Raw genomic sequence first — 26,556 nt, forward strand, 5'->3', positions numbered from 1 at the left:
CGCGGTTTCCTACAAGGGCAAACGAGGATTACGCATCCTCTTGTGCTAATTTCTCACTCCGTAAATGCCGTATACCCTGTTTACAACGGTAATGAGTGAGGTAGCCGTACATGCGCCGCAAAATCCCCAGTACCGCCGCCCTGATCAGCTTCGAGGCCGCCGCCCGGCATGAGAGCTTCACCAAGGCCGCTCAAGAACTTTCCCTGACCCAAGGTGCCATCTGCCGACAGATCGCGGGCCTGGAAGACTTCCTCAGCGTCGAGCTTTTTCGACGTTCACGGCGAGGAGTCAAATTGACCGAGGCAGGCCTTTCCTACAGTCGGCGGGTGGCCGCTCAATTGGATGCCGTTGAGCGAGATACGCTGTCGGTGATGGGGCATACCGGTGCGAACGTGATCGAGCTGGCTGTGGTCCCGACGTTCGGTACCCAATGGTTGCTGCCCCGCCTCAAGGATTTCCAACAGCAGCACCCGGAGGTCACCGTTAACCTGACGAACCGCACACGACCCTTTCTCTTTGCAGACACGGAATTTGACGCCGCCATCTATTTCGGTGATGCGGACTGGTCCGGGACCGAGTCCCACAAACTGATGGGTGAGAATCCGATGCCGGTGTGCAGCCCAGCGCTACTGGATGGCCGCAAAGGTCTGACGCCAGAAGCCATCGCCGAACTCCCCCTGCTCCAGCAGACCACTCGTCCTTATGCATGGCGCCAATGGTTCAACGCCCAGAACCTGAACATCGCTCGCGACCTGACAGGCCCGCGTTATGAACTATTCTCCATGCTGGCCCAAGCGGCCATGCACGACATGGGCATTGCCCTGATCCCGCCGTTTCTGATCCAGCGCGAACTGGCGGAAAAGCGCCTGGTCATTGCCAATCGCAGCGCGCTGTCGAGCATCAAGGCTTATTACCTGATGATCCCGGAACGCAAGGTGGAGTCGGCGTCGCTCCGTGCTTTTCGTGATTGGCTGGTGGATCAAGCCAAGGACTATCACCTTGAAAAATAGCCATAAATCGATAACCGACTCCGGTAGTCAGCTAATAAAAAGCGCTACAGATATAAGTTTTTGTCGCTTTCAGTCAATCTGTTGGAAATCAGTACGGTAGTCTCGAAAGCGTTTAAATACGTGGCTTTGAGCCATATCGCCATATTCACCAATGCATATTCACCTGATTCATGGCAAAACCTTTGAAAACCCCCTGAAGCCTTACAGGGCAAGGGTTTCAGAGGAACGTCCAGGGGCGCTTGCGACATTCGGTCACAGGGTGACTTGTAGTTAATTTTCCGTCACACGTCATAATCCCTTGAAGGCCTGAATTTTCGCCTGCAAAATGCTGCGCCCCGCCTGAATCAGTGGGGTCGTGCTGATCCGCCGCCCCAACCGCACCATCCGAAGTGCATGGGTTTACTCAATAAGATCACGCAGGAGATTTGACGTGCACATTGGTGTTCCCCTCGAAACCCAACCGGGTGAAACACGGGTTGCTGCTACCCCGGAAACCATCAAGAAGCTGATCGGCCAAGGCCACAAAGTCACCGTCCAGAGCGGCGCCGGCATCAAGGCCAGCGTTATCGACAGTGCTTACGAGGCAGCAGGCGCCACCATTGGCAGCGCCAGCGAGGCATTCGGCGCCGAGCTGATTCTCAAGGTGGTCGCCCCCAACGACAGCGAACTGACGTTGATCAAACGCGGCACCGTTCTGGTGGGCATGCTCAACCCGTTCAACAACGAAACCATCGCCAAGCTGGCCGAGTGCGGCATTACCGCGTTCGCTCTGGAGGCCGCGCCGCGCACCTCGCGCGCGCAAAGCCTGGATGTGCTGTCGTCTCAAGCGAACATTGCCGGCTACAAGGCCGTGCTGTTGGCTGCCCACTACTACCCACGCTTCATGCCGATGCTGATGACCGCGGCGGGTACCGTGAAAGCGGCGCGCGTGCTGATTCTCGGCGCGGGTGTGGCCGGGTTGCAGGCGATTGCCACGGCTAAGCGCCTGGGTGCAGTGATCGAGGCTTCGGATGTGCGCCCGGCTGTGAAGGAACAGATCGAGTCCCTCGGCGCCAAGTTCGTCGACGTGCCTTACGAAACCGACGAAGAGCGTGAGTGCGCCGTTGGCGTGGGGGGTTATGCCCGGCCAATGCCTGCCAGCTGGATGCAGCGCCAGGCGCAAGCCGTGCATGAGCGCGCCAAACAGGCCGACATTGTCATCACCACCGCGTTGATCCCGGGCCGCAAGGCACCGACCCTGCTGAGCGCCGACACCGTCGCGCAGATGAAACCCGGCTCGGTGGTCATCGACCTCGCCGCAGCCCAGGGCGGCAACTGCCCGCTGACCGTGGCCGATCAAGTGGTGGTCGAGCATGGCGTGACCATCGTCGGCCCGACCAACCTGGCCGGTGAGGTCGCCGCTGACGCGTCGGCGCTGTATGCCCGCAACCTGCTGGACTTCCTGAAGCTGGTCTTCACCAAGGAAGGTCAGTTCGACGTGAACCTGGAAGACGACATCGTCGCCGCGTGCCTGATGTGCCGCGATGGCCAGGTCATCCGCAAAAACGCCTAAGCAGGGATTCAGACAATGGAAGAGCTTATCTCCCCCGGTATCTACAACCTGATCATCTTCGTGCTGGCTATTTATGTCGGTTACCACGTGGTCTGGAACGTCACACCTGCGCTGCACACGCCATTGATGGCGGTGACCAACGCCATTTCGGCCATCGTGATCGTCGGCGCCATGCTCGCCGCCGCGCTGACCGTCACGCCCCTGGGCAAAACCATGGGCACCCTCGCCGTGGCCCTGGCCGCCGTGAACGTGTTCGGTGGCTTCCTGGTGACGCGCCGCATGCTTGAGATGTTCAAGAAAAAAGCCCCGAAAGCCGTAAAAGAAGAGGCGCCCAAGTAATGAGCATGAACCTGGTAACGACGCTCTACCTGATCGCGTCGATCTGCTTCATCCAGGCCCTCAAAGGCCTGTCGCACCCGACCACGTCCCGTCGCGGCAATCTGTTCGGCATGCTCGGCATGGCGCTGGCGGTCCTCACCACCGTTGGCCTCATTTATAAGCTGGGCGCTGAGCTGGCAACCGCCGGCATCGGCTACGTCATCGTCGGCCTGCTGATCGGCGGTACCGCTGGCTCGATCATGGCCAAACGCGTCGAGATGACCAAGATGCCGGAACTGGTCGCTTTCATGCACAGCATGATCGGCCTGGCAGCGGTGTTCATCGCCATTGCCGCCGTCGTCGAGCCGCAATCGCTGGGCATCGTCAAGCAACTGGGCGATTCGATTCCGGCCGGTAACCGCCTAGAGCTGTTCCTCGGCGCGGCAATTGGTGCAATCACCTTCTCCGGCTCGGTGATCGCCTTCGGCAAGCTGTCCGGCAAGTACAAGTTCCGCCTGTTCCAGGGCGCACCCGTACAGTTCGGTGGCCAGCACAAGCTCAACCTGATCCTGGGCCTGGCCACGCTGGGCCTGGGCCTGACCTTCATGTTCACTGGCAACCTCGGCGCATTCGCCTTGATGCTGGCCCTGGCGTTCGTGCTGGGCGTGTTGATCATTATCCCGATCGGTGGCGCCGACATGCCGGTGGTGGTGTCGATGCTCAACAGTTATTCGGGTTGGGCAGCCGCGGGCATTGGCTTCTCGCTGAACAACTCGATGCTGATCATCGCCGGCTCCCTGGTGGGTTCGAGCGGTGCGATCCTGTCGTACATCATGTGCAAGGCGATGAACCGTTCGTTCTTCAACGTGCTGCTGGGCGGCTTCGGCAACAGCGCCGACGCGGCAGGCCCGGCCGGTTCGCAAGAGGCCCGTCCGGTGAAGTCCGGTTCGGCGGACGATGCGACGTTCCTGCTGACCAACGCCGACACGGTCATCATCGTTCCGGGCTACGGCCTGGCGGTGGCACGCGCACAACACGCGTTGAAAGAGCTGACCGAGAAGCTGACCCACCACGGCGTAACGGTGAAATACGCGATCCACCCGGTGGCGGGCCGCATGCCCGGGCACATGAACGTACTGCTGGCCGAGGCCGAAGTGCCTTATGACCAGGTGTTCGAGATGGAGGACATCAACTCCGAGTTCGGCCAGGCCGATGTGGTGCTGGTGCTCGGCGCCAACGACGTGGTCAACCCGGCGGCGAAGAACGATCCGAAATCGCCGATTGCCGGCATGCCGATCCTCGAGGCCTTCAAGGCCAAGACCATCATCGTCAACAAGCGCTCCATGGCCAGCGGCTACGCCGGCCTGGATAACGAACTGTTCTACCTCGACAAGACCATGATGGTCTTCGGTGACGCCAAGAAGGTCATCGAAGACATGGTCAAAGCCGTGGAATAAACACTCCCTCGCTTCGTCAAAACGCCCCGCCTCGTCGGGGCGTTTTGATTTGTATCAAGGCCCAGCGTTACCGATCCGGTAATAATGTTTTGCCTGAAACCCCCGTAATAGACGCCTTAAATGCGACTTTTGTAGCGGGTCGGGCATGGCGCGAATTCACTAGACTGCGCACTCCTTGCTTCCAGCCCGAGATAACACACCATGTACCGTGATCGCATCCGCCTGCCTTCGTTGTTGAACAAAGTGATGAGCGCCGAGCAAGCCGCCCTGCTGATCCAGGACGGAATGACCGTCGGCATGAGCGGTTTCACCCGTGCCGGCGAAGCGAAAGCGGTACCTCACGCGCTGGCCCAACGCGCCAAGGTCACTCCGCTGAAGATCAGCCTGATGACCGGTGCGAGCCTGGGGAACGACCTCGACAAAGAGCTCACCGAAGCCGGCGTACTGGCCCGGCGTATGCCCTTCCAGGTCGATAGCACGCTGCGCAAGGCGATCAACGCAGGCGAAGTGATGTTCATCGACCAGCATCTTTCGGAAACCGTCGAGCAACTGCGCAACGCCCAACTCAAGCTGCCCGATGTTGCCGTGATCGAAGCCGTCGCCATCACCGAGCAAGGCCACATCGTACCGACCACGTCGGTGGGCAACTCCGCCAGCTTCGCCATCTTTGCCCGACAGGTGATCGTGGAAATCAACCTGGCCCACAATCCGAACCTGGAAGGGTTGCATGACATCTATATTCCGACCTATCGGCCGACCCGCACGCCAATACCGCTGGTGAAGGTCGACGACCGCATTGGCAGTACCGCGATCCCGATCCCGCCGGAAAAAATCGCCGCCATCGTCATCACCCATCAGGGCGATTCACCCTCGACCGTCACGCCACCGGATAACGACACCCAGGCCATTGCAGATCACCTGATCGAGTTCTTCAAGCAGGAAGTGGCGGCTGGGCGCCTGACCAACAAGCTCGGCCCGCTGCAGGCCGGCATCGGCAATATTGCCAACGCGGTGATGTGCGGGTTGATCGACTCTCCGTTCGAAGACCTGACCATGTATTCCGAAGTCCTGCAGGACTCCACGTTCGATTTGATCGACGCCGGCAAACTGAGCTTCGCCTCGGGCAGCTCCATCACGCTGTCGAGCCGGCGCAATGCCGATGTGTTCGGGAACCTGGAGCGCTACCAGGACAAACTGGTCCTGCGCCCGCAGGAAATTTCCAACCATCCCGAGGTGGTGCGCCGCCTGGGCATCATTGGTATTAACACTGCGCTGGAGTTCGACCTGTATGGCAACGTCAACTCTACCCACGTCTGTGGCACACGGATGATGAACGGCATCGGCGGCTCGGGGGACTTTGCCCGCAATGCGCACCTGTCCATTTTCGTCACCAAGTCGATTGCCAAGGGCGGTGCGATTTCCAGCGTCGTGCCAATGGTCAGCCATGTGGACCATACCGAGCATGATGTCGACATCCTGGTGACCGAGATCGGCCTCGCCGACCTTCGGGGCCTGGCTCCAAGGGAGCGGGCACGCGTGGTCATCGACAAGTGTGTGCACCCTAGCTATCGCGAGGCCTTGAACCAGTATTTCGAAGCAGCATGCAAACTGGGAGGCCATACCCCGCACATTCTGCGTGATGCACTGAGTTGGCACGTGAACCTGGAAGAAACCGGTCGCATGTTGGCGGTTTGACACAGTTGGATCGGCCTATTGGCAATTACAGTTTTGGCCATGCTCGGCAACTCAGCTCACTCTCGGCAAAAACTGTACTGCTGTACCGGTGTTTTCTTACAGTCTTTTCCTAGAAACACTTGCCAGACCTCCAGTTTCGCACCAAGTTGGAGCACATAGGTACAGTTGCCTCAATATCGACCAGTACACCGCTGTTTAACAGTTAACTGGTCTCTCACAATACAGGTGAACTGTATCTAGAGAGACTGGCCAAACGAGAGGATCATGGGCACCAGTCAAACCACTACCTAATCCCGCCACAAGCGGAAGGATGTCACCATGGAACGTACACTCAGTTCCGAGCTGTTCTTCGAAGACAACGCTGCAAAAAACCAGGCTTCCCTGCCTCTTCGCTTTATTGCCAACCTGATGCTGTGGCAGCGCCGCATCGCCAGCCGCCATCAACTGGCTCGTCTGGATTCGCGCCTGCTGGCTGACGCCGGTATCAGCGAAGCACAACGCTACGAAGAGCTGAGCAAGCCGTTCTGGCGCTAACTCAGCGTCGCTGGCCCTGACCCTCCGGGTCCACCGCCAGCACCGAATTGAACAAACAAGACCCGTCGTGGGAAACCACGACGGGTCTTGTCGTTTCAGGTCCTCGATCGGGTAAAAAAGCGGCACCATAACAGTTTCTAGATCAATAAAAATCAACCATAACAGTTACATTAGAGGCGCCACTGAATCAATGACATCAGAACTGATCAGTCATGCAGGGCTGCCAGCCGACTCGTTCTGCCCTAATATCGGTGCAACCGTGGCGAAGCGAGTCGAGCACGCGTCTCCTCCTTCAGCTACACGCACCGACATCACCTCAATGCCCAAGGAGTTCCATCATGACCCGTCTTCGTCTGCTTAGCGCAGTTGCCTTGCTGGCCGTAGCCGCCCAGTCCAACGCCAGCAGCTTCATCGTCACGACCGACTCCCTCGTCGGCGCGTTGAAGGCCACTTCCGACGCGACCTCCGATGCCACTTCGTCACTGCGGGACAACAAAATCGTCCAGGCGGCCCGTGACGACGCCGCCAGCTTCGTGGCCAGCGAAGGTGCCATTCGCGGCGTGAAGCTGGAAAGCGCCCTGGACTACATCCGCCAACAGGCACCTCAGTTGAACGCCACCGACGCGCAGTTGGCCCAGGCCATCCTGGTTATCTGATGCAACATGAAACATCGGGCTTCAAAATATGTTCCGATGTTTCAACGCTGGCTCTGGGCCGGGGGTTTGCGCTAGCCTTCAGGTCCACCGTCAACCGTCGAGCCCCATGCGTTTTTACTCAGATCTGTTCTTAGCAATTGCCTGTGTAGCGGCGTGCTGGTCTGTTCCGGCCCATGCCTTCGATGTGTCCACGCAGCAAGTGGTGGCCAGCGGCTATGCCACGAGCATGGTGACCTCCGCGCCCTTCGACCATAAACTGATCGTCGCCGCTCACGATGACGCCGCGGCGTTTGTCGCCAGTGACGGACAACTGCGAGGTGCACAACTGGAATCGGCCCTGGACTACCTGCGCCGGACCCAACCAAAACTTCACGTCAGCGACCTTGAACTGGCACAGGCAATTCTCGTCCAATAGTTATCTTTATTCTCCGGAGTCGTTCCATGCGTAGCCCGCTGATTGCTGCCGCCCTAGGCCTGCTGGTACTGGCCGATGTGGCCCAGGCACATACCCTGGTAGCCACCAGTAATATCATCGTCCGCGCCTCCCAGCGCACGATCGATTTCACTTCCGACACCACCACGTCGATCCGCGATTCGAAAATCGTCCGTGAAGCCCACGACGATGCCGCCAGTTTTGTCGCCAGCAATGGCGAGATCCGTGGCGCTCATCTCGAGGCAGCCTTCGACACCTTGCGCACCCGCGTGCCGGAAGCGCGTGACGCCAGCGACCAGGTTCTCGCCGAAGCCATCCTCGCATTGTGAGGCGGCTCGCCGCCTGGCTGACGGCCGGGGTCCTGTTGCTCATGGGCAGCATGGCCCAGGCCGGCCTGCAACTGCACCTCAACACCGAAGGGCTCAGCCCCGCACAACAGCAGGCCAGCCAGGCGCTGCTCGATGAGGCCATGCAGGCCCTGCCGCCGCGCTTCATCGAACGTCTGGACCGACGCATCGATGTCGGCTGGACCGACCAGATGCCAGCCAATGCTTACGGCCAGGCTTCGCTGGTGTCGCAACTGGACCTCAACAGCAACCTGCTCGACAGCCTCACCGACGGCAGCGCCGCGACCCAAAAGACCCACCGCCCCCACGGCACTGTGCGGCGAGAGATGCTCGCCACGGTGCTCCATGAACTGACCCACATCTATGACCGTTCGCGTCTATGGCCTGATGCCGAACGCGCGCTGATCCAGCGCTGCACCCGACGCAACGACAGCGCCGGGCTGATCGGCCTTCCAGACGAATGCCGCGGTCAGAACGGCCGCCGCTTTACCCTCAGCGATGATCCACGCTTGCTGGACCTCGCCGGCTGGCCGCAGTACGTAGGTCGGCGCGGCGAACGGGAACAACACAATCGCCAGGTCGCCCGCAGCCCGGACCTCTACGAAACAAGCAGCCCCAAGGAATTCGTCGCGGTCAACATGGAGTACTTCCTCCTGGACTCCAGCTATGCCTGCCGCCGACCCGCCCTGTACCGTTATTATCAGGAACACTTCGGCTGGGCTCCCGCTGCCAAGGACGCCTGCGCCAAGTCGTTCGCCTTCCTCAACGCCGGCAACGACTTCGCGAAGACCCCGCTGGGCAAGGTCGACCCGGAGCGAGTCTACGCCATCGATTATCTGCTGGCCGAAGCCAACCAGAACTGGGTCAGCCGCTGGGGCCACAGCATGCTGCGACTGGTGATCTGTGCTCCAGGCCGCCCCCGTGGCCCCGACTGCCGGCTGGACCTGGACCAACACCTGGTGCTGTCGTATCGCGCTTTCGTGGGCGATGTGCAGTTGTCCAGTTGGGACGGCCTGGTGGGCAAATACCCGTCGCGCCTGTTCGTATTGCCGTTGTCCCAGGTGATCGACGAGTACACCAAGACCGAACTACGCAGCCTGGCGTCGGTGCCACTGAAGCTGTCACGCCGCGAAATCGAGGAAACCGTCGAACACGCCGCCGAAATGCACTGGAGCTATGACGGCAACTATTACTTCCTGTCCAATAACTGCGCAGTCGAGAGCTTGAAACTGCTGCGCAGCGGCAGTAACAACCAGCAACTCACCGGCCTGGACAGCATCATGCCCAATGGTTTGCTGGAAGTGCTCAAGGGTCGGGGCCTGGCCGACACCAGCGTGCTGGACGACCCCAAGGAAGCCTTGCGCCTGGGCTACCGCTTCGACTCGTTCCGCGAACGCTACCAGGCCATGTTCAACGTGCTGAAAAAGTACCTGCCCATCAAGCAACAAACCGTGGAAGACTGGCTGGCCCTGGATGCCGCCGAGCGCCGCGTCTGGTTCGAGCAGGCCGATCTGCGCACCAGCGCGGCATTGCTGTTGCTGGAGCAGGCCAGCTACCGCCGGCAGTTGCTGCTGGCCCAGGACGAGGTCAAGCAACGCTACCTCGGAGCCCGCGAGCTGCAAAACGGCGGCATGGAAAGGGCGAATGCCACGCTGCAACAGATTCTCGCCAACAGCGGTTTTCTGAGCCGCCCCGCCGAGTTGCTGGGCACAAGCGGCTACGGATTGCCCCAACCCAGTGAGTGGCAGCGCCTGGAATCGGAGAGCAACTTGCGACAGAAACAGTTGCAAACGCTGACCGGCGACCTGGACAAGGAAGTCCGGGCATTACTGGAGCCAAGCCGCGCCGCCGAAATTGCAGCGAGCGAGGCCAACGTCAAAGAGATCGGCGAGCACCTGCGAAAACTGCACAAGGCAGGCGGAGGGTTGGAGTTGCCCTGACGCCAGCCACCGACCACGTCATGCACAACAAAAAAGGGTTCAGAACCTGGTTCTGAACCCTTTTTCGTGTCCCGCTGGCTGAACACTCAGCGCGCGTTACGCACACCTTCGGCCAATGCGGCACACAAACTCAGTACACCATCGATTGCCTGGGCCGGGGTATCGGCGCTGGCGATATGGTCGATCAACGCCGAACCGACCACCACGCCATCGGCCAATCGTGCGATCGCCGCGGCCTGCTCCGGTGTGCGGATGCCAAAACCAATGCTGATGGGCAAATCGGTATGACGACGCAGGCGAGTCACGGCTTCTTCGACGTGCTCCAGGGTGGCGGCGCCAGCACCGGTCACGCCCGCTACCGATACGTAGTAGACGAAGCCAGAGCTACCGTTGAGTACGGTGGGCAACCGCACATCGTCGGTGGTGGGCGTCGTCAGGCGGATAAAGTCCAGCCCCGCTGCCTGGGCCGGATCGCACAGCTCAGCGTTGTGCTCAGGCGGCATGTCGACCACGATCAGGCCATCAACGCCAGAATCCAGCGCCTCGCCGATGAAACGCTGAACGCCATAGCGATGGATCGGGTTGAAGTAGCCCATCAACACCAGCGGCGTCTGGTTATTGTCCTTGCGGAACTCGCGCACCATCTGCAGGGTTTTCGCCAGGTTCTGCTGGGCGCCCAAGGCACGGATGTTCGCCAACTGGATCGCCGGGCCGTCAGCCATCGGGTCGGTGAACGGCATTCCCAACTCGATCACGTCGGCACCGGCCGCCGGCAGGCCCTTGAGGATCGCCAGCGACGTGTCGTAGTCCGGATCACCGGCCGTGACGAACGTCACCAGGGCAGCGCGGTTCAGTTGCTTGAGTTCGGCAAAACGGGTTTGCAGGCGGCTCATCAGTGTTTCTCCTGCTGGGACTGTTCCATGTGGTGCATCACGGTTTGCATGTCTTTGTCGCCACGGCCGGACAGGTTGACCACCATCAGGTGATCCTTGGGCAGGTTGGGCGCGCGCTTGAACACTTCAGCCAGGGCGTGGGCGCTTTCCAGCGCAGGAATGATCCCTTCCAGGCGGCAGCACTTGTGGAACGCTTCCAGAGCTTCGGCATCGGTGACCGAGGTGTACTGGACGCGGCCGATGTCGTGCAGCCAGGCGTGCTCCGGGCCGATACCCGGATAATCGAGGCCGGCGGAAATCGAATGAGCGTCGATGATCTGGCCGTCGTCGTCCTGCAACAGGAAGGTGCGATTGCCGTGCAGCACACCCGGCACGCCGCCGTTCAGACTCGCCGCATGTTTACCGGTCTCGATGCCATAGCCGGCGGCCTCGACGCCGATGATGTCGACGCTCTTATCGTCCAGGAACGGGTGAAACAGGCCCATGGCATTGGAGCCGCCACCGATGCACGCCACCAGGCTGTCCGGCAGGCGGCCTTCCTGAGCTTGCAGTTGATCGCGGGTTTCCTTGCCAATGACGGCCTGGAAGTCGCGCACCATGGCTGGATAAGGGTGCGGGCCTGCCACCGTGCCGATCAGGTAGAACGTGCTGTCGACGTTGGTCACCCAATCGCGCAGCGCTTCGTTCATCGCGTCTTTCAAGGTGCCCGTGCCAGCCACCACCGGGATCACCTCAGCGCCCAGCAGCTTCATGCGGAACACGTTGGCCTGCTGGCGTTCGATGTCGGTGGTGCCCATGTAGATCACGCAATCGAGCCCGAACCGTGCGGCCACGGTGGCAGTGGCCACGCCGTGCATGCCGGCGCCGGTCTCGGCGATGATGCGTTTTTTACCCATGCGCCGCGCCAGCAGGATCTGGCCGATGCAGTTGTTGATCTTGTGGGCGCCGGTGTGGTTCAGCTCCTCGCGCTTGAGGTAGATCTTGGCGCCGCCGCAGTATTCGGTCAGGCGTTCGGCGAAATAGAGTGGGCTCGGACGCCCGACGTAATCGCGCTGGAAGTAGGCCAACTCCTCGATAAACGCAGGATCTTCCTTCGCCGCTTCGTATTCACGGGCCAGGTCCAGGATCAGCGGCATCAGGGTTTCGGCCACATAGCGGCCGCCGAATGCACCGAACAGGCCATTGGCGTCGGGGCCACTGCGCAGGTTGAAAGGGGTCGTAGGCTGGGTCATCGGGGCGCTCCAGGCAAATGTGTAGAGAGACAATGAGGCTCACTCTACCCCTGACATTGCCCGCTGAAAACCGATAAGATCGCCACAACCTGTCAGGAAAACTCACAGATAAAATGCGTCACGATCTTCCTCCGCTCAACGCCCTGCGCGCCTTCGAGGCCACCGCCCGACTCAACAGCGTAAGCCAGGCGGCCGAACAACTGCACGTGACCCACGGTGCGGTCAGTCGCCAGCTCAAAGCACTGGAGGAACACTTGGGCGTGAGTCTGTTCGTCAAGGATGGGCGCGGCTTGAAACTCACAGATGCGGGCGCACGTCTGCGCGACGCCAGCAGCGACGCCTTCGAACGCCTGCGCAGCGTGTGCGCGGAACTGACCCAAAGCACGGCGGATGCTCCGTTCGTACTGGGTTGCTCGGGCAGCCTGCTGGCGCGCTGGTTCATTCCCCGCCTGGGCCGGCTCAATGCCGACTTGCCGGACCTGCGCCTGCACCTGTCCGCCGGTGAAGGCGACCTGGACCCCAGGCGACCGGGCCTGGACGCCTTGCTGGTCTTCGCCGAACCGCCCTGGCCAGCCGACATGCAGGTGTATGAACTGGCGGTCGAACGCATCGGCCCGGTGATGAGCCCGCACTACGCCGGGTTCGCCCGGCTGCAAGGCGCCCCGGCCAATGCGCTGCTGGATGAGCCGCTGCTGCACACCACGTCCCGCCCCCAGGCGTGGCCGACCTGGGCACAGCAAAACGCCCTCGAATCCCGGGCACTGACATTCGGGCAAGGCTTCGAACATTTGTATTATTTGCTGGAGGCCGCCGTCGCCGGACTGGGCGTCGCTATCGCCCCCGAGCCGTTGGTGGCCGAGGACGTACGTGCCGGGCGGCTGGTCGCGCCCTGGGGCTTCGGTGAAACCCCGGCGCGACTGGCGTTGTGGCTACCCAAGCGCGCCGCGGACGGGCGCGCTCGTCAATTGGCCCAGTGGCTCAGGCATGAGTTGGGCCAACCGGCTCAGTCACTGCGTTTGCACAACAGGTAAGCGGCCAGCAGGCCAATGGCCCCCACCGCGACACCGGCCGTGGTCCAAGGGTGCTCTTGCGCGTAATCGCGAGTGGCGAGCCCGGTTTCGCGGGTTTTCACCTTGACCTCTTCATACGCATCGCTGAGCAGGTGCCGAGAATGTTTCAACGCACTTTCGGCATTCGCCTTGAGCGTCTTGAGGGTCTTGCGCGACTCATCAGAGGCGTCGTCCTTCAAGCTTTCCAACGACTTGAGCAGACTCTCGATCTCCGCTTCCATGCTTTGCAACGAGGCTTTACGTAACGAATTGCTGGCCATGGTGGCTCTCTCCTGCAGTGGTTGAGTGGTGTGAATTGGGACTCCAGCCATTTCTGAAAGTGCAGTAAATCTGAACTTTCCAGGGGCAAGCGGCGCCAGATGTAAGGCGAAAAATCGCTGCTAGGCTGTTAAAGACCCCTACAGGAGAACGTCATGACTGATCATCACACGTACAAGAAAGTCGAGCTGGTCGGCTCGTCTCCCACCAGCATCGAGGACGCCATCAACAACGCCCTCGCCGAGGCCAGCAAAAGCCTCAAGCACCTGGAATGGTTTGAAGTCACGGAAACCCGCGGACACATCGAAAACGGCCGGGCCGCGCACTTTCAAGTGACCATCAAGGTCGGATTCCGCATCGCCAACAGCTGAGGACAATGAACTTGCGCGCTGGCGGAGTGCCATAGGGACTGGCGATGCGCTATTGTCTGCGTGTCACGTCTTTCCAATACCTGCCCTATTTGATCCGACCAAGGAGTGCAAGCGATGAAAAAGTTAATGGTGGCCGTGGGTTTGCTGAGCCTTGCGGGTGGCGCATTGGCGGCCGGCAAGCCTTGCGAAGAGCTGAAAAGCGAAATCGCAGCGAAGCTGGATGCCAAGGGCGTGTCAGGTTATACCCTTGAAATCGTCGAAAAAAGCGCAGCGGCTGACGCCAAGGTCGTCGGCACCTGCGAGGCCGGCAGTAAGGTGATTACCTACAAACGCGGTTGATCTGATGCATACGAAAAGCCGACGCAATGCGTCGGCTTTTTCATGGCTGCGATTCAGCCTTTCATGACCTGGGCCAGCAGCTCATACGAGTGCAGGCGATCGGCATGTTCATACAGGTCGCTGGTGAAAATCAGCTCATCCGCCTGGGTTTGTTCGATCAACACCTCCAGCTTGGCGCGAATCTTCTGCGGGCCACCGACCATAGCCAGGCCAAGGAAGTCGCCAACCGCTTCTTTCTCATGAGGTAGCCAGAGCCCGTTCATGGACTCCACCGGCGGGCGCTGCACCAGGCTCTGCCCACGCATCAGCGCCAGGATCCGCTGGTACACCGACGTCGCCAGGTAATCAGCCCGCTCGTCCGTGTCCGCGGCCACCAGTGGCACGCCGAGCATCACGTAAGGCTTGTCGAGCACCGCGGACGGTTTGAAGTGGTTGCGGTAGATGCGAATCGCCTCGTGCATGAAGCGCGGTGCGAAATGTGAGGCAAAGGCATAGGGCAAACCGCGCTCACCGGCCAGTTGCGCGCTGAACAGACTGGAACCCAACAGCCACACCGGCACGTTGGTCCCGGTGCCCGGCATGGCAATGATGCGCTGCTCCGGCGTGCGCGGGCCGAGATAGCGCATCAGCTCGGCCACGTCATCAGGGAAGTCGTCGGCGCTGCCAGAGCGCTCGCGACGCAGCGCCCGGGCGGTCATCTGGTCGGAACCCGGCGCCCGGCCCAAGCCCAGATCGATTCGCCCGGGGTAGAGGCTTTCCAACGTGCCGAACTGTTCGGCAATGACCAACGGCGCATGGTTGGGCAACATCACCCCGCCGGAACCGACACGAATGGTCGAAGTGCCTCCCGCCAGGTAACCCAGCAGCACCGCCGTCGCGGAGCTGGCGATGCCATCCATGTTGTGGTGCTCGGCCACCCAGAAGCGGGTGTAGCCATATTTTTCCACGTGCTGCGCCAAGTCCAGGGAGTTGCGCAGGGACTGGGCGGCATTGCCGTCGGCGCGAACGGGCACAAGGTCCAGGGTTGAGAATTTCACTTCGGACAACTGTTTCATGGGCCGGGGTCTCCAACGGCGTTCCGGGCTTTCCTAAGGGCGAAAGCCTGCCGTTTCTAAAGGTGTGTGCTATGCAATGTGGGCATATACCCGAGTTTCAATAGCAACAATGAATTTTCCTACTAAATTGGTCAACTAATCGACAGGATGAACTTTCCTGGCCGGTCTATCCTCACAACCCTGGTAATGACAAACACGGACGCGAAACCTCGCGCCGGACCTTGAGGAGGCAGACATGGCTATCATTAAGAAAGCATCGGCTCACTGGGAAGGTGACCTGAAAACCGGCATCGGCTCCATCTCCACTGAAACCGGTGTGTTGCGCGAAGCACCTTATGGCTTCAAGGCCCGCTTCGAAGGCGGCAAGGGCACCAACCCCGAAGAACTGATCGGCGCGGCCCACGCTGGCTGCTTCTCTATGGCGTTTTCGATGATTCTCGGCGAAGCCGGGCTCAAGGCTGACGCCATCGACACCAACGCCGACGTCACCCTGGATCAGGTCGATGGCGGCTTTGCGATCACCGCGGTGAAACTGACGCTCAAGGCCAAGATCCCCGGCGCCAGCCAGCAGCAGTTCGAAGAACTGAGCAACAAGGCCAAGGAAGGTTGCCCGGTTTCCAAGGTGCTGAACGCCAAGATCACCCTGGACGCGACCCTGGTGAGCTGACAAACCGAAGATCGCAGCCTCTGGGCCGCCGCAGGCTGCGGTCTTTTTACCCTGTCACCCCATCAGCAATCTGTGGTCGAATGAAGGTATGCAGTGTCTGCGCACAGGCAGTGCGCGCTGCCATGAGGAATTTCGAGCATGAAACGATTTGCCGTGGTGGTCATTGGTTGCGCCTTCGCCACATCCGCCCTCGCGGCGCCCAAACCGTGCGAAGAGCTCAAGGCCGAGATCGAAGCCAAGATCCAGGCGCAGGGCGTAACGTCCTACACGCTGGAAATCGTCACCAATGATGAAGTCCACGACCAGAACATGGTGGTGGGGACGTGCGAAAACGGCACGAAGAAAATCATCTACCAGAAGAACGACCGCTAGCCGCGCTACATCAGGCAATGGGCTTGTCGGTCTTCGGCGACCACTTCTCGCTTGGCGTTGTATAGCCTGGCGCTTGGGCTATAGGCCAGGTTACGGGCCTCCAGGCGATAGCGTTGGCCGGCCTCGAAGCCATCGTAGCGCACGGTCAGGTAGCACAGCCGCTCTTGCGGTTCGGAAAACATCCCCAACCCGCCACCACCGAACACCTCGAAGTCGAAGCGCACTTCCAGTTCGTGGCTGCCTGGTGACACCTGGAAAAATCGCCCATCCCGTAAGCGTTGCCCATCCAGGCTTTGCGCCATCAGGACCTTGCCACCCGGCGATGGCGTGGCGAAATCGACCCAGGCCATGTTCGGGTCAACCGGGGGAAGCGGGGTCATTGCGCAGCCGCCCAGAGCAATGAGCGTCAGTATCGGTATAAGAGCGCGCATGTTCAGCGTCCTGGAAAATCAGGCCCTGAGCATAGCGCCGATCAGCTTTGCTGGCAGCCTGCCGGCGTACCTTGCCCCACCACTTTGCGCTGTTGATCGTAGAGCTTGGCCCACGGCCGGAAACCAATGCTGCCGGCCTGCAACTGGTAACGCTGGCCAGCGTTGAAGTCCTTGAACTTGACGTTCAGCCGGCAATCACGCCACAGCGGCTCGGCATCCGGGCCGATGTTGCCGGGCTCGACGGCAAATTGATAACGCACCGTCAGCTCATGGCTGCCAGGCTGCACTTCGAAATAACGCTTGTCGATGGACGTCTTGTCGTCGACCTCCAACGCTTGCAACGCGGTGTCCTGATGGCTTCCCAGGTCAATCCACGCCTGGGACGGATCGGGGTCCGGCAGCCCGGCACAACCGGTCAGCAGCAAAAGGCCACTTGTCAGCATCAACACGCGCATAGCGAAGCTCCAGGCAAGCGAGATAGTCTTGTGGGCAGACTCTCCCAAGGTGATTCCAATTGATCAGGCCGCGTTCAAGCCATCGGTTACTCGACCGTGTTTTCCGGGTTTTGTTTCCAGGCCTCCTGCTTTTGTTACTCAACGGTTGCTCCAGTGTTGGCTACTACAGCCAGTTGGTCGGCGGACAACTGCGCTTGCTGCAAGCCCGCGAGCCGATCGACAAGGTGATTGCCGACCCCACGCGCGATGCCCAATTACGCACGCACCTGGCCCAAGCCCGCGAGGCCCGCGCGTTCGCCAGCGCCCACCTGCACCTGCCGGACAACAAGAGCTATCGCCTGTACGCCGACATTGGCCGGCCGTTCGTGGTCTGGAATGTCTTCGCCACGCCAGAGTTTTCCCTGGCGCCGCAAACCCATTGTTTCCCCATCGCCGGCTGCGTGGCCTACCGCGGCTACTACAGCCAGGGCGCCGCCCGTGGCGAGGCGGCCTTGCAGCGCTTGCAGGGCATGGACGTATCGATTGGCGGCGTGGAGGCCTATTCGACCCTGGGCTGGTTCAACGACCCGATCCTGAGTTCGATGATGCACTGGGGCGACGAGCGCCTGGCGACGCTGATTTTTCATGAATTGGCGCACCAGCGGTTCTATGTAAAGGACGACACCGAATTCAATGAGTCCTTCGCCACCTTCGTCGAACAGGAAGGCACCCGGCAATGGCGGGCCAGCCGCGGCCTGGCGCCGGACAACGGCAAGCGGATGCAGCAGCGCGACCAATTCACCCAACTGGTGCTCGACACCCGGCAACGGCTGGAGACCCTCTACGCCCAGCCACTGCCAGCCGAGCAAATGCGCCAGCGCAAGGCACAGGCATTCGAACGCCTGCGCAGCGACTACGAACACCTGCGCGACAGCCAGTGGGCGGGCGACAAGCGCTACGATGCCTGGGTCTATGCGCCCATGAACAACGCCCGCTTATTGCCGTTCGGCCTGTACGACCAATGGGTCCCGGCGTTTGCGGCGCTGTACAGGCAGCAAGACGGAGACTGGGAGGCGTTCTATTCGGCGGTCGAGAAGCTTGGCAGGCTGCCTATCGAGGCGCGTAAAGCGGCGTTGAAGGCCCTGGCAGCGCCGAAGACATCGGCTGATTGAACGGGCCTTTTCGCGAGTGGGCTGCACGGCATCCGTGGGGGCGAGCCTACTCGCGAAGTCGGTCAACCTATACGCAAGTGAGCGACCTAGCGCCCCTTCTTCCAGAGATAGGCCCCCACCACCATCCCCAGCCCACACAACACCGCCACATAGTAAGCCGGCCCCATCGGGTTTTCCTTGAGCAGCAGGCTGACGACCATCGGGGTCAAGCCACCGAAAATGGCGTAGGCCACGTTGTAGGAAAACGACAGGCCACTGAAGCGCACCACCGGCGGAAACGCCTTGACCATGACGTAGGGAACCGCGCCGATGGTGCCCACCAGCAGCCCGGTCAGGGCGTACAGCGGGAACAGCCAGTCAGGGTGCTCGGCCAGGCTGTGGTAGAAGGTCCAGGAGCTGGCCAGCAAGGCGGCGCAGCCGAACACAAAGACACGGCCCGCGCCGAAGCGATCCGCCAGGGCGCCGGCCAGGATGCAACCAATGGTCAGCATCACAATCGCCACGCTGTTGGACTGCAACGCGGTGGTCGGTGCGAAGTGGTAGACCGTCTGCAGCACGGTCGGGGTCATCAGGATCAGCACCACGATGGCGGCGGACAACAACCAGGTCAGCAGCATCGACACGACAATGGCGCCGCGATGGTCGCGCAGCACCGCGCGCAGCGGCACTTCCTCGGCCAGGGCCTTGCGCAACTGCAACTCGGCGAACACCGGGGTTTCGTGCAGCCAGCGGCGCAGGTACACCGAGAACAGCCCGAACACGCCACCCAGCAGGAACGGAATCCGCCAGGCGTAATCGGCCACTTCCACGGGCGTATAAAGGCTGTTGATCGCGGTAGCGACCAGCGAACCCAGCAGGATGCCTGCCGTCAAGCCGGAGGTCAGGGTGCCGCAGGCATAGCCGATATGGCGCGCCGGCACGTGTTCGGATACGAACACCCAGGCGCCTGGCACTTCGCCGCCAATGGCTGCACCCTGGATCACGCGCATCAGCAACAGCAGGATCGGCGCCCACATGCCGATCTGCGCGTAGGTCGGCAGCAGGCCCATGATCAGGGTCGGCACGGCCATCATGAAAATGCTCAGGGTGAACATTTTCTTGCGCCCCAGCAGGTCGCCGAAGTGAGCCATGATGATCCCGCCCAGCGGCCGGGCCAGGTAGCCGGCGGCAAAGATGCCGAAGGTCTGCATCATGCGCAGCCACTCGGGCATTTCGGCAGGGAAGAACAATTTGCCGACCACGGTGGCAAAGAACACGAAAATGATGAAATCGTAGAACTCCAGCGCACCGCCCAGGGCAGATAGCGACAAAGTCTTGTAATCGTTGCGAGTCAGTGGACGTGCGGGTTGTGCGGGCGTCGCCGTGCTCGAAGGCGCAGTGGTCATGGCAAGGGCTTCTCTTATAGTCGATTCTGCCGGCCGGAGGATAGTTGGGGCCTGGGCAGGTTCGGCACCATAGCAAATTGTTCGAAAAAGCACATAGAGGCGCGTAATTGACAGTCGAAAACAGCACCGGGTGGTCGTCTCTACGTCTATCGCCCGATATACTCGCAACCTGCAACACTCTGTAAGGGGTTGCTGTGCGAAAACGTCGTTGGCGGTGTAGGGCCAGACAGAACCAGCCGGTTTCGCAGAGTCTCCCTTTGGTACGCCTTTACGAAAAACGTGATGAACGTAGCCTCTTCGGGCTGAATCGTTTTTTACAAGGACGGCTATTCACCTGAAGCACCAGACAGCGTTACGGGTCAGAGGCCCCTCGGCATGATAGAGCTCGAACAAGAAGATCCAATCCCGCAAGGCGACCTGGCCCTGCAAATCACCGCGCTTCCGCGCGAGACCAACGGCTTTGGCGATATTTTCGGCGGCTGGCTGGTGTCCCAGATGGACCTGGCCGGCACCGCCATGGCCAGCAAGGTCGCCGGCGGCCGCGTGGCGACCGTGGCGATCGATCGCATGGCCTTCCTGGTGCCCGTGGCCGTGGGCGCACAGCTGTCGTTCTATACCCAGGCGCTGGAAATCGGCCGTAGCTCCATCCAGATGATGGTTGAGGTCTGGAGCGACGATCCGCTGTCCAGCGAGTGGCGTAAAGTGACCGAGGCGGTGTTCGTCTTCGTCGCCATCGACGGCAGTGGACGCACCCGCTCGGTACCGCCACGCGCGCGTTAAACGCGGCGGCCGTTTTGCGGTCCATCGTAGCCCCTGTTCCAGAGCGAGATTGCACCATGTCCACGCCCAACGTCGAAGCCGTCAAACTGGATGAACTGAACGCTTGGCGGATCCGCCACGGTCAGGCCGAGTTGCTGGTGGCCCAGCAAGGCGCGCATATCCTCAGCTATCAAGTGGACGGCCAGCCGCCGCTGATCTGGCTCAACGACCAGGCGACGTTCAAGGCCGGCAAGAGCATCCGCGCCGGCGTGCCGGTGTGCTGGCCGTGGTTCGGCAACCTGACGCGCAACCCCGACAGCGTGCAAGCCATGCGCGTGAGCAACGACCCGGCCACGGCCCACGGCCTGGTGCGGACGATGGATTGGGAACTGCAAGGCATCGAGGCCGAGGGCGAACGCCTCAAGGTGGAGTTCGTGCTGCCTTACCCCGAGAACGGCCTGCCGGGCTGGCCTCACCAGGTGGACCTGACGCTGACCATCGAAATGGACGAGCAGTTGCACATCAGCCTGACCAGCCACAACCGTGGCAGCGAAACCGTCAGCCTCAGCCAGGCGCTGCACAGCTATTTTGCCGTGAGCGACGTGCGCAACGTGCATGTCCAAGGCGTCGACGGCCTGAGCTATATCGAAACCCTGGACGACTGGAAAACCGTCACCCAGGCCGGCGACCTGCACTTTGCCGGCGAAACCGATCGCATCTACCTCGATACCCCGCCAACACTGAGCATCGTCGATGCGCACTGGCAACGACGGATCGAACTGACCAGCCGCGGCTCGCGCTCGGCGGTCATCTGGAACCCCTGGACCGAACGCGCCAAGGCCTTCAGCGACATGGCCGACGACGGCTGGCAGCGCATGCTGTGCATCGAAACGGCGAATGTCATGAATGACGTGGTGACGCTGCTGCCCGACGCCAGCCATACCCTGGGCGTGAGCATCGGCAGCAAGCCGCTCTAATCCTCACGCCTGCGCCTGTGGGGGCGAGCCTGCTCGCGAAAGCGATCAACGCCGCCCCTCACCACCACAACCTCCCCTTGTTGAAAACATCGCGCAATTGCGCCGCACGGATAGCCCGTCGGCCCGGATCGAACGCCAAGGCCAAGCGCAGCGCCGGCCAGCAGCGCCCGGGAAGGTTGCGCGGTGCCTTGAGTTGGCGTTCCAGGCGAGCAGCGCGGGCCTGGGTGGACGGCAAGCGGCGAAACGGGTGGCTGCCGCTGGCCAGCTCGTACAACAAACAAGCCACGCCATAGATGTCGGCCGACGGCGACAGGGCCGCCCCCTCCAGCAGTTCCGGCGCGGCATAGGCGGGTGTCCAGGCGTTGAGGCGTTTGCGGTCAAGGTTGGCCAAGCGCGTCAACGGCCCCCTCTGTGCCTGGCCCAAACCGAAATCGAACAAACGCAGCTGTGCTTCACCCAACATGACATTGCTGGGCTTCACGTCGCCGTGCAGTACACCCCGCCCGTGGGCATACGCCAAAGCATCGAGCAGCGGCACGGCAATCGCTTGTAACTCGCGCCAGGGCACGCCCTGCGGACGCTCGCAAAGCAGCTGGTCGAGGGTCTGGCCGCGCATCAGCTCCATGGTGATGAACGCCTCCCGGTGAGTCGCATCCACTTCAAAACTGAACGGGCGCAGCACGTTCGGGTGGTGCAAATGCCGGCTCAGGGCAAACTCGCTGAACAGCAGCGCACTGGCGTCGGGGGATGCGTTGAAGGGCTCGCTGAGCATTTTTAGCGCGATGTAGGGCGCGGGGTCACCGAACTGTTCGTGCAGCAGATCCCGAGCGCGGTACACGAGCCCCATGCCGCCCGCCCCCAGTAAACGCTCCAGACGAAAACGCCCGGCCAGGACAAGCGGCGCTTGGTTAGCGTCGCGTTCGGTCGCGACCACCGCCAGCGGGGCATCGGCGAAGGCGAAATAGGTGTGCTGGCCGCTCTGTACACTCACCGCCGGATCACCACCGCCGTAAGGTTATCCCGCGCCGCGCCACCCAGAACCTCGTCGAACAAGCGCTCCACTGCCGAACACGGTGAAGCCAGCCCCAACGCGCCGCCCAAGGCCTCTGCGCCAAGGCCTTGATACAGGCCATCACTGCACAGCAAGAACGTATCACCGGGATACACCGCCAGTTCCAACGTCTCCAGCGTCAATTCTTGCTCGGCGCCCACCGCGCGGGTCAGTGCCTTGCCCGCGGGGTGCGCACAGGCCTCGGCGCGGCTGATGCGTTGGGTGTCGATGAGTTGCTGTTGCAGGGAGTGGTCCTTGGACAGCTGATACAACCGCCGGCCGCGCCAGAGGTAGCAGCGGCTGTCGCCGGCCCAGATGCAGATGCCATGGTTGCCTTCCAATAGCAGCACCACCACCGTGCTGCCCATCATACCGGGATGACGCTCGGTGACGGTCAGCTCCTGGCTAAGCCGCCGATTGCTCCAGCGCAAGCACCGACGCACTGCACTGGCGCGTTCATAGAGGTCTGGATGCATCGGTAACTCGGCCAGGTGGGCAACAATCAGCTGGCTGGCAATGTCACCGCCCCTGTATCCGCCCATTCCGTCGGCAACGGCCCATAACCCCTGTTGCGGACATTCTAGAAAGGCATCCTCATTACGCGTCCGGACCTTACCGGTATCCGTGCGCGCAGCACTGCGCCAGGGGCCATCGGTCTGCATCAGAGTTGCACCGGCATTCGAAATGTCCGCAATGCAGCCATGTCGAAGGGGTTCGGTGTGCGCTGGCTTGTCAGCAGGTAGTTGGCACGTAATCCGCCCAAATCGGTCTTGAGCACAGCCACATCGCGCCCGCTCAGGTATTCGGTTGGCATCAGGTCGAACATGCGAAACAGCGACCAAGGGCCGGTATTCTTTTCGATGCCCACGCCTCGCCCGACCATTTTTTCCAACACCAAAGCCGTTCGTCCGTTCTGCTCGTCGCTGGGCCAGGTGAACGTCCGGGGCAGGATCGGACCATGGCGGTACTCGAGCGTCCTGCCGCCAAAGCTGAATTCAGAGCGGCTCACCGTAGGATCGAGGGTGTAGGGCTCAAGTGTGAACTGCACCTGTGGTTCAGTCGGGTTATGCGCGAAGAAGCTGCGGCGAATAGTGTCCGTCGTCGTCATCTGGTCGAGAAAGCCCCTGGACATCGGCAAACTTTGCCCATCGATGCTGCGCAGCCTGTAGTGCCCCGCAGTCCCACTGACGAAAGGCCGTAGGTAGCGTTCGAAGAATTGATCGACAATGCCATCACTCCTGAAAAACTCCCGGAAATCATCGAGTGCCACGTCACTGACGCTGTGGGCGTTGAACGGGTACCGTTTGTCGATCGCCTTGCCGTAAAAGCTGTACAGCTCGCTCTGATAGCGCTGGTTCAGATAGCGGTACGAATCACTGAGTACCAAGCGCCAACTGTCCTCGGCCAGCCCGTTGAACCAGGCACTGACCGGACGCGGCAGCCGAACTGACGCACTGCGCAAGTGACTCAATGCATCACGGTGCCCTCCCATGCGGCCTCGAGCCAACTCGAATGCGGCGTGCTCCGGCGCACCGGCTCGGGCCAGGCTCGCCAACTGCAACTGCAGGTCATCGAGAGCCCGCAAGGCCTGGTTCAGATCAGCAGTCGGGCCGTTGTCCGCGTCCAGCAGCCGATGCAGTGGTTCGAAACGTCGTTGCAAGGATTTTCGTGCAGTGTCCGGTAGCTTTTCGGTCAGGGAATCAGCGGCTTTCCCCACTGCCACAGCGAGTTTTTCAACAGAGCCGCCTTCCCCTGCCGTTTGCGCCACAGCGACTACTCGTTCGGCCCCCAACTGGATTCGTGTGTTTTCGCGCACCTGCACCAGCAACTGCAAAATGGGCGAATGCGCCGAAGCCAGCCCTGCGAGTTGCTCGGCTCCTGTCCCAGTGCCGGTCATCGGCTGCAAGGTCACTCGACCGATCGCCTCACTCCAGCGGTCGGCATAGTCGCGAAAATACAGTTGTTCCAGCTCGGCCATCAGGCGACGCATGTCCATGTGGCTGAGACTTTCGCCATCACCCAGCACCCAGTTATCTCGCAAGAGTTCAGTGACCAGGACCGTCCCTTGAGTCGAAAAGTACCGCTCAAAACCCTGTCGGGTGTAGAAGCCAGGAATCACATGATCGGTGCCGACCAACAACGCGCCCTGTGAACCCAGATGATGGCTGAGCCGATAGTGCGGTAGATGGCTGGCCTGTTCATGCAACATCCTGTACACGACAACGGCCAGGGATTCACTGCGCAGGACTTCCCTTGCCTGTGCCACCAGCGACTCGTCCAGCGCAAGGGAGAAGGGCTGCTCCAATAAACGCGCAAAATGACTATTCAAGCCCTCTTGAAGCACAGTGTCGCCAGCGTAGCGAAGAGACCAATCCTTGCCCAACCGGTCCTTGAGCCACTCGGTGTCACGACGCTCGCGCAGATTCAGCATGAGGTATGCACGCAAGCTGTTGAACAATTGCTCGCGATCATGACGGTAGTCACGGATATGCTCTTCCAATCGCAATGCGACCCTGGGCAGCAGTTGAGCCTGCAATTCCCGCACATACGCGTCGGTCACCGCTTGATTGCTGGCTTTACCCTGGTACAAACCAATGCGTTCATACAAGGGCACTGCCGTTAAGGGTGGAAAAACCTGGGTGGCTTCGAAACGGGTATCAAGTGATCGAAGCATCGCGACCCAGTCATCGTCTGTCACAGCAGTCGATTGCTGCTGATCCCAGCGCTGCGCCAATGCGCGCAAGCTTTCCAGGCGTTCGTGATTGGTCGAAAAACCGTTCGCCCACAACACCCCAAATACGCCAAGGACCATCAATCCGGCAAGGTACGAAGTCCGCTGCCCCCAGTTGATAAGGCGGCGCTCACGCTGATCGAGGTCGACCCGATCGGCCTCTGGAAAGATCACCCGAGTGACCAGGTGACGGATGAATCGAGGCGAATCGCCAGACGGGGCGTTGCTGGCCCAAGCGCCAGAATTTCCCTGCCCAACGTCCGGTTTCATGGCCAAGCTGGGGCGTGGGGCGCAGGTTAGATAGAAGCCACGCAGGCAACGATTACTTCCGGTGAATGCCTGCTCGACCAGCAAGCAAAGATTGCCGCCGAGTTGCTCAAGTTGGTGCGGGAAATCAAGAATGCAGCTACGACGCCGGGTATCGCGCTCCTGATGCATGCGCAGGAGGACCTGGCTGTTGAGCCGCTGCAGCAACGCTTCGAAGTTGTCGCGCAACTCGGTCACGTCGATTGCATGGTGATCTCGACTGAAACTGGCTCCAAGCACCTGGTCGCGCTCTTCGCGAGCCAGCGAATCGAAAAACTCATTGAAACCAGGCACACAGTCCGCTTTGCTCAGGACCAGATACACCGGTACATCGACGTGCAGCCGTCGCCTGAGTTCCTGTAACCGGCCCTGGATCTGTCGAGCCAGAGCGGTTACCTCCCCCTCGCCGTCCAGCAGCAAAAGTTCGGTCGGAACCATCAAGAGCACACCGCTCAATGGCCGACTCCGGCGACGTTTTTTCAGTAACTCAAGCAGCACGGTCCACGCGCTGCTGTCGACATCGCCGTTGCTTTGGGTGAGAAAGCGCCCGGCTGTGTCGACCAAGACCGCGTGTTCAGTGAAATACCACTCGCAATATCGAGTACCCGACGTATCGCTGGGCGGCGCACGCTCACCTCGGTCGAGAAACTCCAGGCCCGAGCCTTCCAGCAGGCTGGTCTTGCCGCTGGCGGGCGGACCTACCAGCAAGTACCACGGCAGATCGTTGCGCCAGCGTTGACCCTGGCCAGGATAAAAACCTGCGGACTTTAGCGTTCTTAGCGCCTTACTGAAGCGCGAGCGCACTTCGCGCCGCTCGTTATCGAGCCTTGTGCGATGCGAGCCACGTGACTGATCAGTGTTGCTTTCCTGAACCGTCGCGGGCGAACCGACACGCCCATTAGCGAAGACCATACCCAGGCCCCACCCCAGTGTAAGTACACTGACACTCAGCAGCCTGGCGACAGGGCTTGCCCAGAACTTGTAGTCATTGATTGCCAGCAGTGGGCCGACAAACCACACCAGCAGCGACGCACAAAGCACCAGCAGCAGCGACCAGGCCCAGGTTTGACGAACCCAGGTATCGATTTTTCTGTAAAGCAATTTCATGACA

28 protein-coding genes are annotated in these 26,556 nt (G+C 61.0%); 18 read left to right on the plus strand and 10 right to left on the minus strand.

Annotation, left to right across the window (positions count from 1 at the left end):
• The first annotated feature begins 110 nt into the window (after positions 1–110).
• The 10 genes from VM99_27000 (at position 111) to VM99_27045 (ending at position 9,942) form a co-directional block, all read left to right on the plus strand.
• Positions 111–1,010 (plus strand): LysR family transcriptional regulator, encoded by a 900-nt coding sequence (locus VM99_27000; protein ID AKK01496.1) that lies wholly within the window; start codon positions 111–113, stop codon positions 1,008–1,010.
• A 430-nt stretch (positions 1,011–1,440) separates the two neighbouring features.
• A complete protein-coding gene (locus VM99_27005) occupies positions 1,441–2,562 on the plus strand; it encodes an NADP transhydrogenase subunit alpha (GenBank protein ID AKK01497.1) in 1,122 nt (373 codons plus the stop codon).
• Positions 2,563–2,577: 15 nt separating this feature from the next.
• Positions 2,578–2,901, plus strand: a complete 324-nt coding sequence (locus VM99_27010) for an NAD(P) transhydrogenase (GenBank protein ID AKK01498.1) — start codon at positions 2,578–2,580, stop codon at positions 2,899–2,901.
• Complete coding sequence (locus tag VM99_27015; GenBank protein AKK01499.1) at positions 2,901–4,337, plus strand: NAD synthetase; 1,437 nt, start codon at positions 2,901–2,903, stop codon at positions 4,335–4,337. The genes VM99_27010 and VM99_27015 overlap by 1 nt, the downstream gene beginning before the upstream one ends.
• A 201-nt stretch (positions 4,338–4,538) precedes the next feature.
• Positions 4,539–6,032: an acetyl-CoA hydrolase gene (locus tag VM99_27020; protein ID AKK01500.1), complete on the plus strand. Its 1,494-nt coding sequence runs from the start codon at positions 4,539–4,541 to the stop codon at positions 6,030–6,032.
• Positions 6,033–6,350: 318 nt separating this feature from the next.
• On the plus strand, positions 6,351–6,566 hold the full coding sequence (locus VM99_27025; protein ID AKK01501.1) for a hypothetical protein: 216 nt from the start codon (positions 6,351–6,353) through the stop codon (positions 6,564–6,566).
• Between the two features lie 338 nt (positions 6,567–6,904).
• On the plus strand, positions 6,905–7,222 hold the full coding sequence (locus VM99_27030; protein AKK01502.1) for a holliday junction resolvasome, helicase subunit: 318 nt from the start codon (positions 6,905–6,907) through the stop codon (positions 7,220–7,222).
• 106 nt (positions 7,223–7,328) lie between these two features.
• Positions 7,329–7,637 (plus strand): Holliday junction resolvase, encoded by a 309-nt coding sequence (locus VM99_27035; protein AKK01503.1) that lies wholly within the window; start codon positions 7,329–7,331, stop codon positions 7,635–7,637.
• Between the two features lie 26 nt (positions 7,638–7,663).
• Positions 7,664–7,984: a hypothetical protein gene (locus tag VM99_27040; protein ID AKK01504.1), complete on the plus strand. Its 321-nt coding sequence runs from the start codon at positions 7,664–7,666 to the stop codon at positions 7,982–7,984.
• Positions 7,981–9,942, plus strand: coding sequence for a hypothetical protein (locus tag VM99_27045; GenBank protein ID AKK01505.1), 1,962 nt, complete (start codon positions 7,981–7,983; stop codon positions 9,940–9,942). The genes VM99_27040 and VM99_27045 overlap by 4 nt, the downstream gene beginning before the upstream one ends.
• An 86-nt stretch (positions 9,943–10,028) precedes the next feature.
• Here the strand turns inward: VM99_27045 and trpA are convergent, their stop codons facing one another.
• Both trpA and VM99_27055 read right to left on the minus strand, forming a co-directional pair.
• On the minus strand, positions 10,029–10,835 hold the full coding sequence (gene trpA / locus VM99_27050; protein AKK01506.1) for a tryptophan synthase subunit alpha: 807 nt from the start codon (positions 10,833–10,835) through the stop codon (positions 10,029–10,031).
• Positions 10,835–12,067: a tryptophan synthase subunit beta gene (locus VM99_27055; GenBank protein ID AKK01507.1), complete on the minus strand. Its 1,233-nt coding sequence runs from the start codon at positions 12,065–12,067 to the stop codon at positions 10,835–10,837. Before VM99_27055 ends, trpA begins: the two co-directional genes overlap by 1 nt.
• Positions 12,068–12,180: 113 nt before the next feature.
• Between VM99_27055 and VM99_27060 the strand changes: the two genes are divergently transcribed.
• Positions 12,181–13,098, plus strand: a complete 918-nt coding sequence (locus VM99_27060) for a LysR family transcriptional regulator (protein AKK01508.1) — start codon at positions 12,181–12,183, stop codon at positions 13,096–13,098.
• Here VM99_27060 and VM99_27065 read toward each other — a convergent pair.
• The gene (locus VM99_27065; protein AKK01509.1) at positions 13,071–13,397 is read right to left on the minus strand and encodes a hypothetical protein; all 327 of its coding nucleotides are present in this window, start codon (positions 13,395–13,397) and stop codon (positions 13,071–13,073) included. The two genes, VM99_27060 and VM99_27065, sit on opposite strands and share 28 nt — an antisense overlap.
• 153 nt (positions 13,398–13,550) lie before the next feature.
• Here VM99_27065 and VM99_27070 point away from each other — a divergent pair, with 153 nt between their 5' ends.
• Entirely contained in the window at positions 13,551–13,766 is a 216-nt protein-coding gene (locus VM99_27070) for a dodecin flavoprotein (protein AKK01510.1), read from the plus strand.
• Positions 13,767–13,880: 114 nt separating this feature from the next.
• On the plus strand, positions 13,881–14,105 hold the full coding sequence (locus VM99_27075) for a hypothetical protein (GenBank protein AKK01511.1): 225 nt from the start codon (positions 13,881–13,883) through the stop codon (positions 14,103–14,105).
• Positions 14,106–14,158: 53 nt separating this feature from the next.
• On the opposite strand, the gene VM99_27080 is transcribed toward VM99_27075, so the two are convergent.
• A complete protein-coding gene (locus VM99_27080; protein ID AKK01512.1) occupies positions 14,159–15,160 on the minus strand; it encodes a hypothetical protein in 1,002 nt (333 codons plus the stop codon).
• Between the two features lie 235 nt (positions 15,161–15,395).
• Here VM99_27080 and VM99_27085 point away from each other — a divergent pair, with 235 nt between their 5' ends.
• Entirely contained in the window at positions 15,396–15,827 is a 432-nt protein-coding gene (locus VM99_27085; protein AKK01513.1) for a peroxiredoxin OsmC, read from the plus strand.
• A 138-nt stretch (positions 15,828–15,965) separates the two neighbouring features.
• Positions 15,966–16,199, plus strand: coding sequence for a hypothetical protein (locus VM99_27090; GenBank protein AKK01514.1), 234 nt, complete (start codon positions 15,966–15,968; stop codon positions 16,197–16,199).
• Positions 16,200–16,204: 5 nt separating this feature from the next.
• Here VM99_27090 and VM99_27095 read toward each other — a convergent pair whose 3' ends face one another.
• Complete coding sequence (locus tag VM99_27095) at positions 16,205–16,630, minus strand: lipoprotein (protein AKK01515.1); 426 nt, start codon at positions 16,628–16,630, stop codon at positions 16,205–16,207.
• Between the two features lie 41 nt (positions 16,631–16,671).
• Complete coding sequence (locus tag VM99_27100; protein ID AKK01516.1) at positions 16,672–17,085, minus strand: lipoprotein; 414 nt, start codon at positions 17,083–17,085, stop codon at positions 16,672–16,674.
• Between the two features lie 59 nt (positions 17,086–17,144).
• Between VM99_27100 and VM99_27105 the strand changes: the two genes are divergently transcribed.
• Positions 17,145–18,236, plus strand: coding sequence for an aminopeptidase (locus tag VM99_27105; GenBank protein AKK01517.1), 1,092 nt, complete (start codon positions 17,145–17,147; stop codon positions 18,234–18,236).
• An 86-nt stretch (positions 18,237–18,322) separates the two neighbouring features.
• Here the strand turns inward: VM99_27105 and VM99_27110 are convergent, their stop codons facing one another.
• Positions 18,323–19,621 (minus strand): MFS transporter, encoded by a 1,299-nt coding sequence (locus tag VM99_27110; protein AKK01518.1) that lies wholly within the window; start codon positions 19,619–19,621, stop codon positions 18,323–18,325.
• A gap of 375 nt (positions 19,622–19,996) precedes the next feature.
• Between VM99_27110 and VM99_27115 the strand changes: the two genes are divergently transcribed.
• Together VM99_27115 and VM99_27120 are read left to right on the plus strand one after the other, a co-directional pair.
• Positions 19,997–20,401, plus strand: a complete 405-nt coding sequence (locus VM99_27115) for a long-chain acyl-CoA thioester hydrolase (protein AKK01519.1) — start codon at positions 19,997–19,999, stop codon at positions 20,399–20,401.
• A gap of 56 nt (positions 20,402–20,457) precedes the next feature.
• Positions 20,458–21,357 (plus strand): aldose epimerase, encoded by a 900-nt coding sequence (locus VM99_27120; protein AKK01520.1) that lies wholly within the window; start codon positions 20,458–20,460, stop codon positions 21,355–21,357.
• 58 nt (positions 21,358–21,415) lie between these two features.
• On the opposite strand, the gene VM99_27125 is transcribed toward VM99_27120, so the two are convergent.
• From VM99_27125 to VM99_27135, 3 genes are read right to left on the minus strand one after another with little or no spacing between them, the layout of a single operon-like run.
• Positions 21,416–22,348: a serine/threonine protein kinase gene (locus VM99_27125; protein AKK01521.1), complete on the minus strand. Its 933-nt coding sequence runs from the start codon at positions 22,346–22,348 to the stop codon at positions 21,416–21,418.
• Positions 22,345–23,070 carry a protein phosphatase gene (locus VM99_27130; protein ID AKK01522.1) on the minus strand — a complete coding sequence of 242 codons (726 nt, stop codon included), beginning with the start codon at positions 23,068–23,070 and terminating at the stop codon, positions 22,345–22,347. The genes VM99_27125 and VM99_27130 overlap by 4 nt, the downstream gene beginning before the upstream one ends.
• The gene (locus VM99_27135; protein AKK01523.1) at positions 23,070–26,552 is read right to left on the minus strand and encodes a type VI secretion protein VasK; all 3,483 of its coding nucleotides are present in this window, start codon (positions 26,550–26,552) and stop codon (positions 23,070–23,072) included. Before VM99_27135 ends, VM99_27130 begins: the two co-directional genes overlap by 1 nt.
• Between the last annotated feature and the right edge of the window lie 4 nt (positions 26,553–26,556).

It is taken from the genome of Pseudomonas chlororaphis (genome assembly GCA_001023535.1).
Lineage (GTDB): Bacteria > Pseudomonadota > Gammaproteobacteria > Pseudomonadales > Pseudomonadaceae > Aquipseudomonas > Aquipseudomonas chlororaphis_E.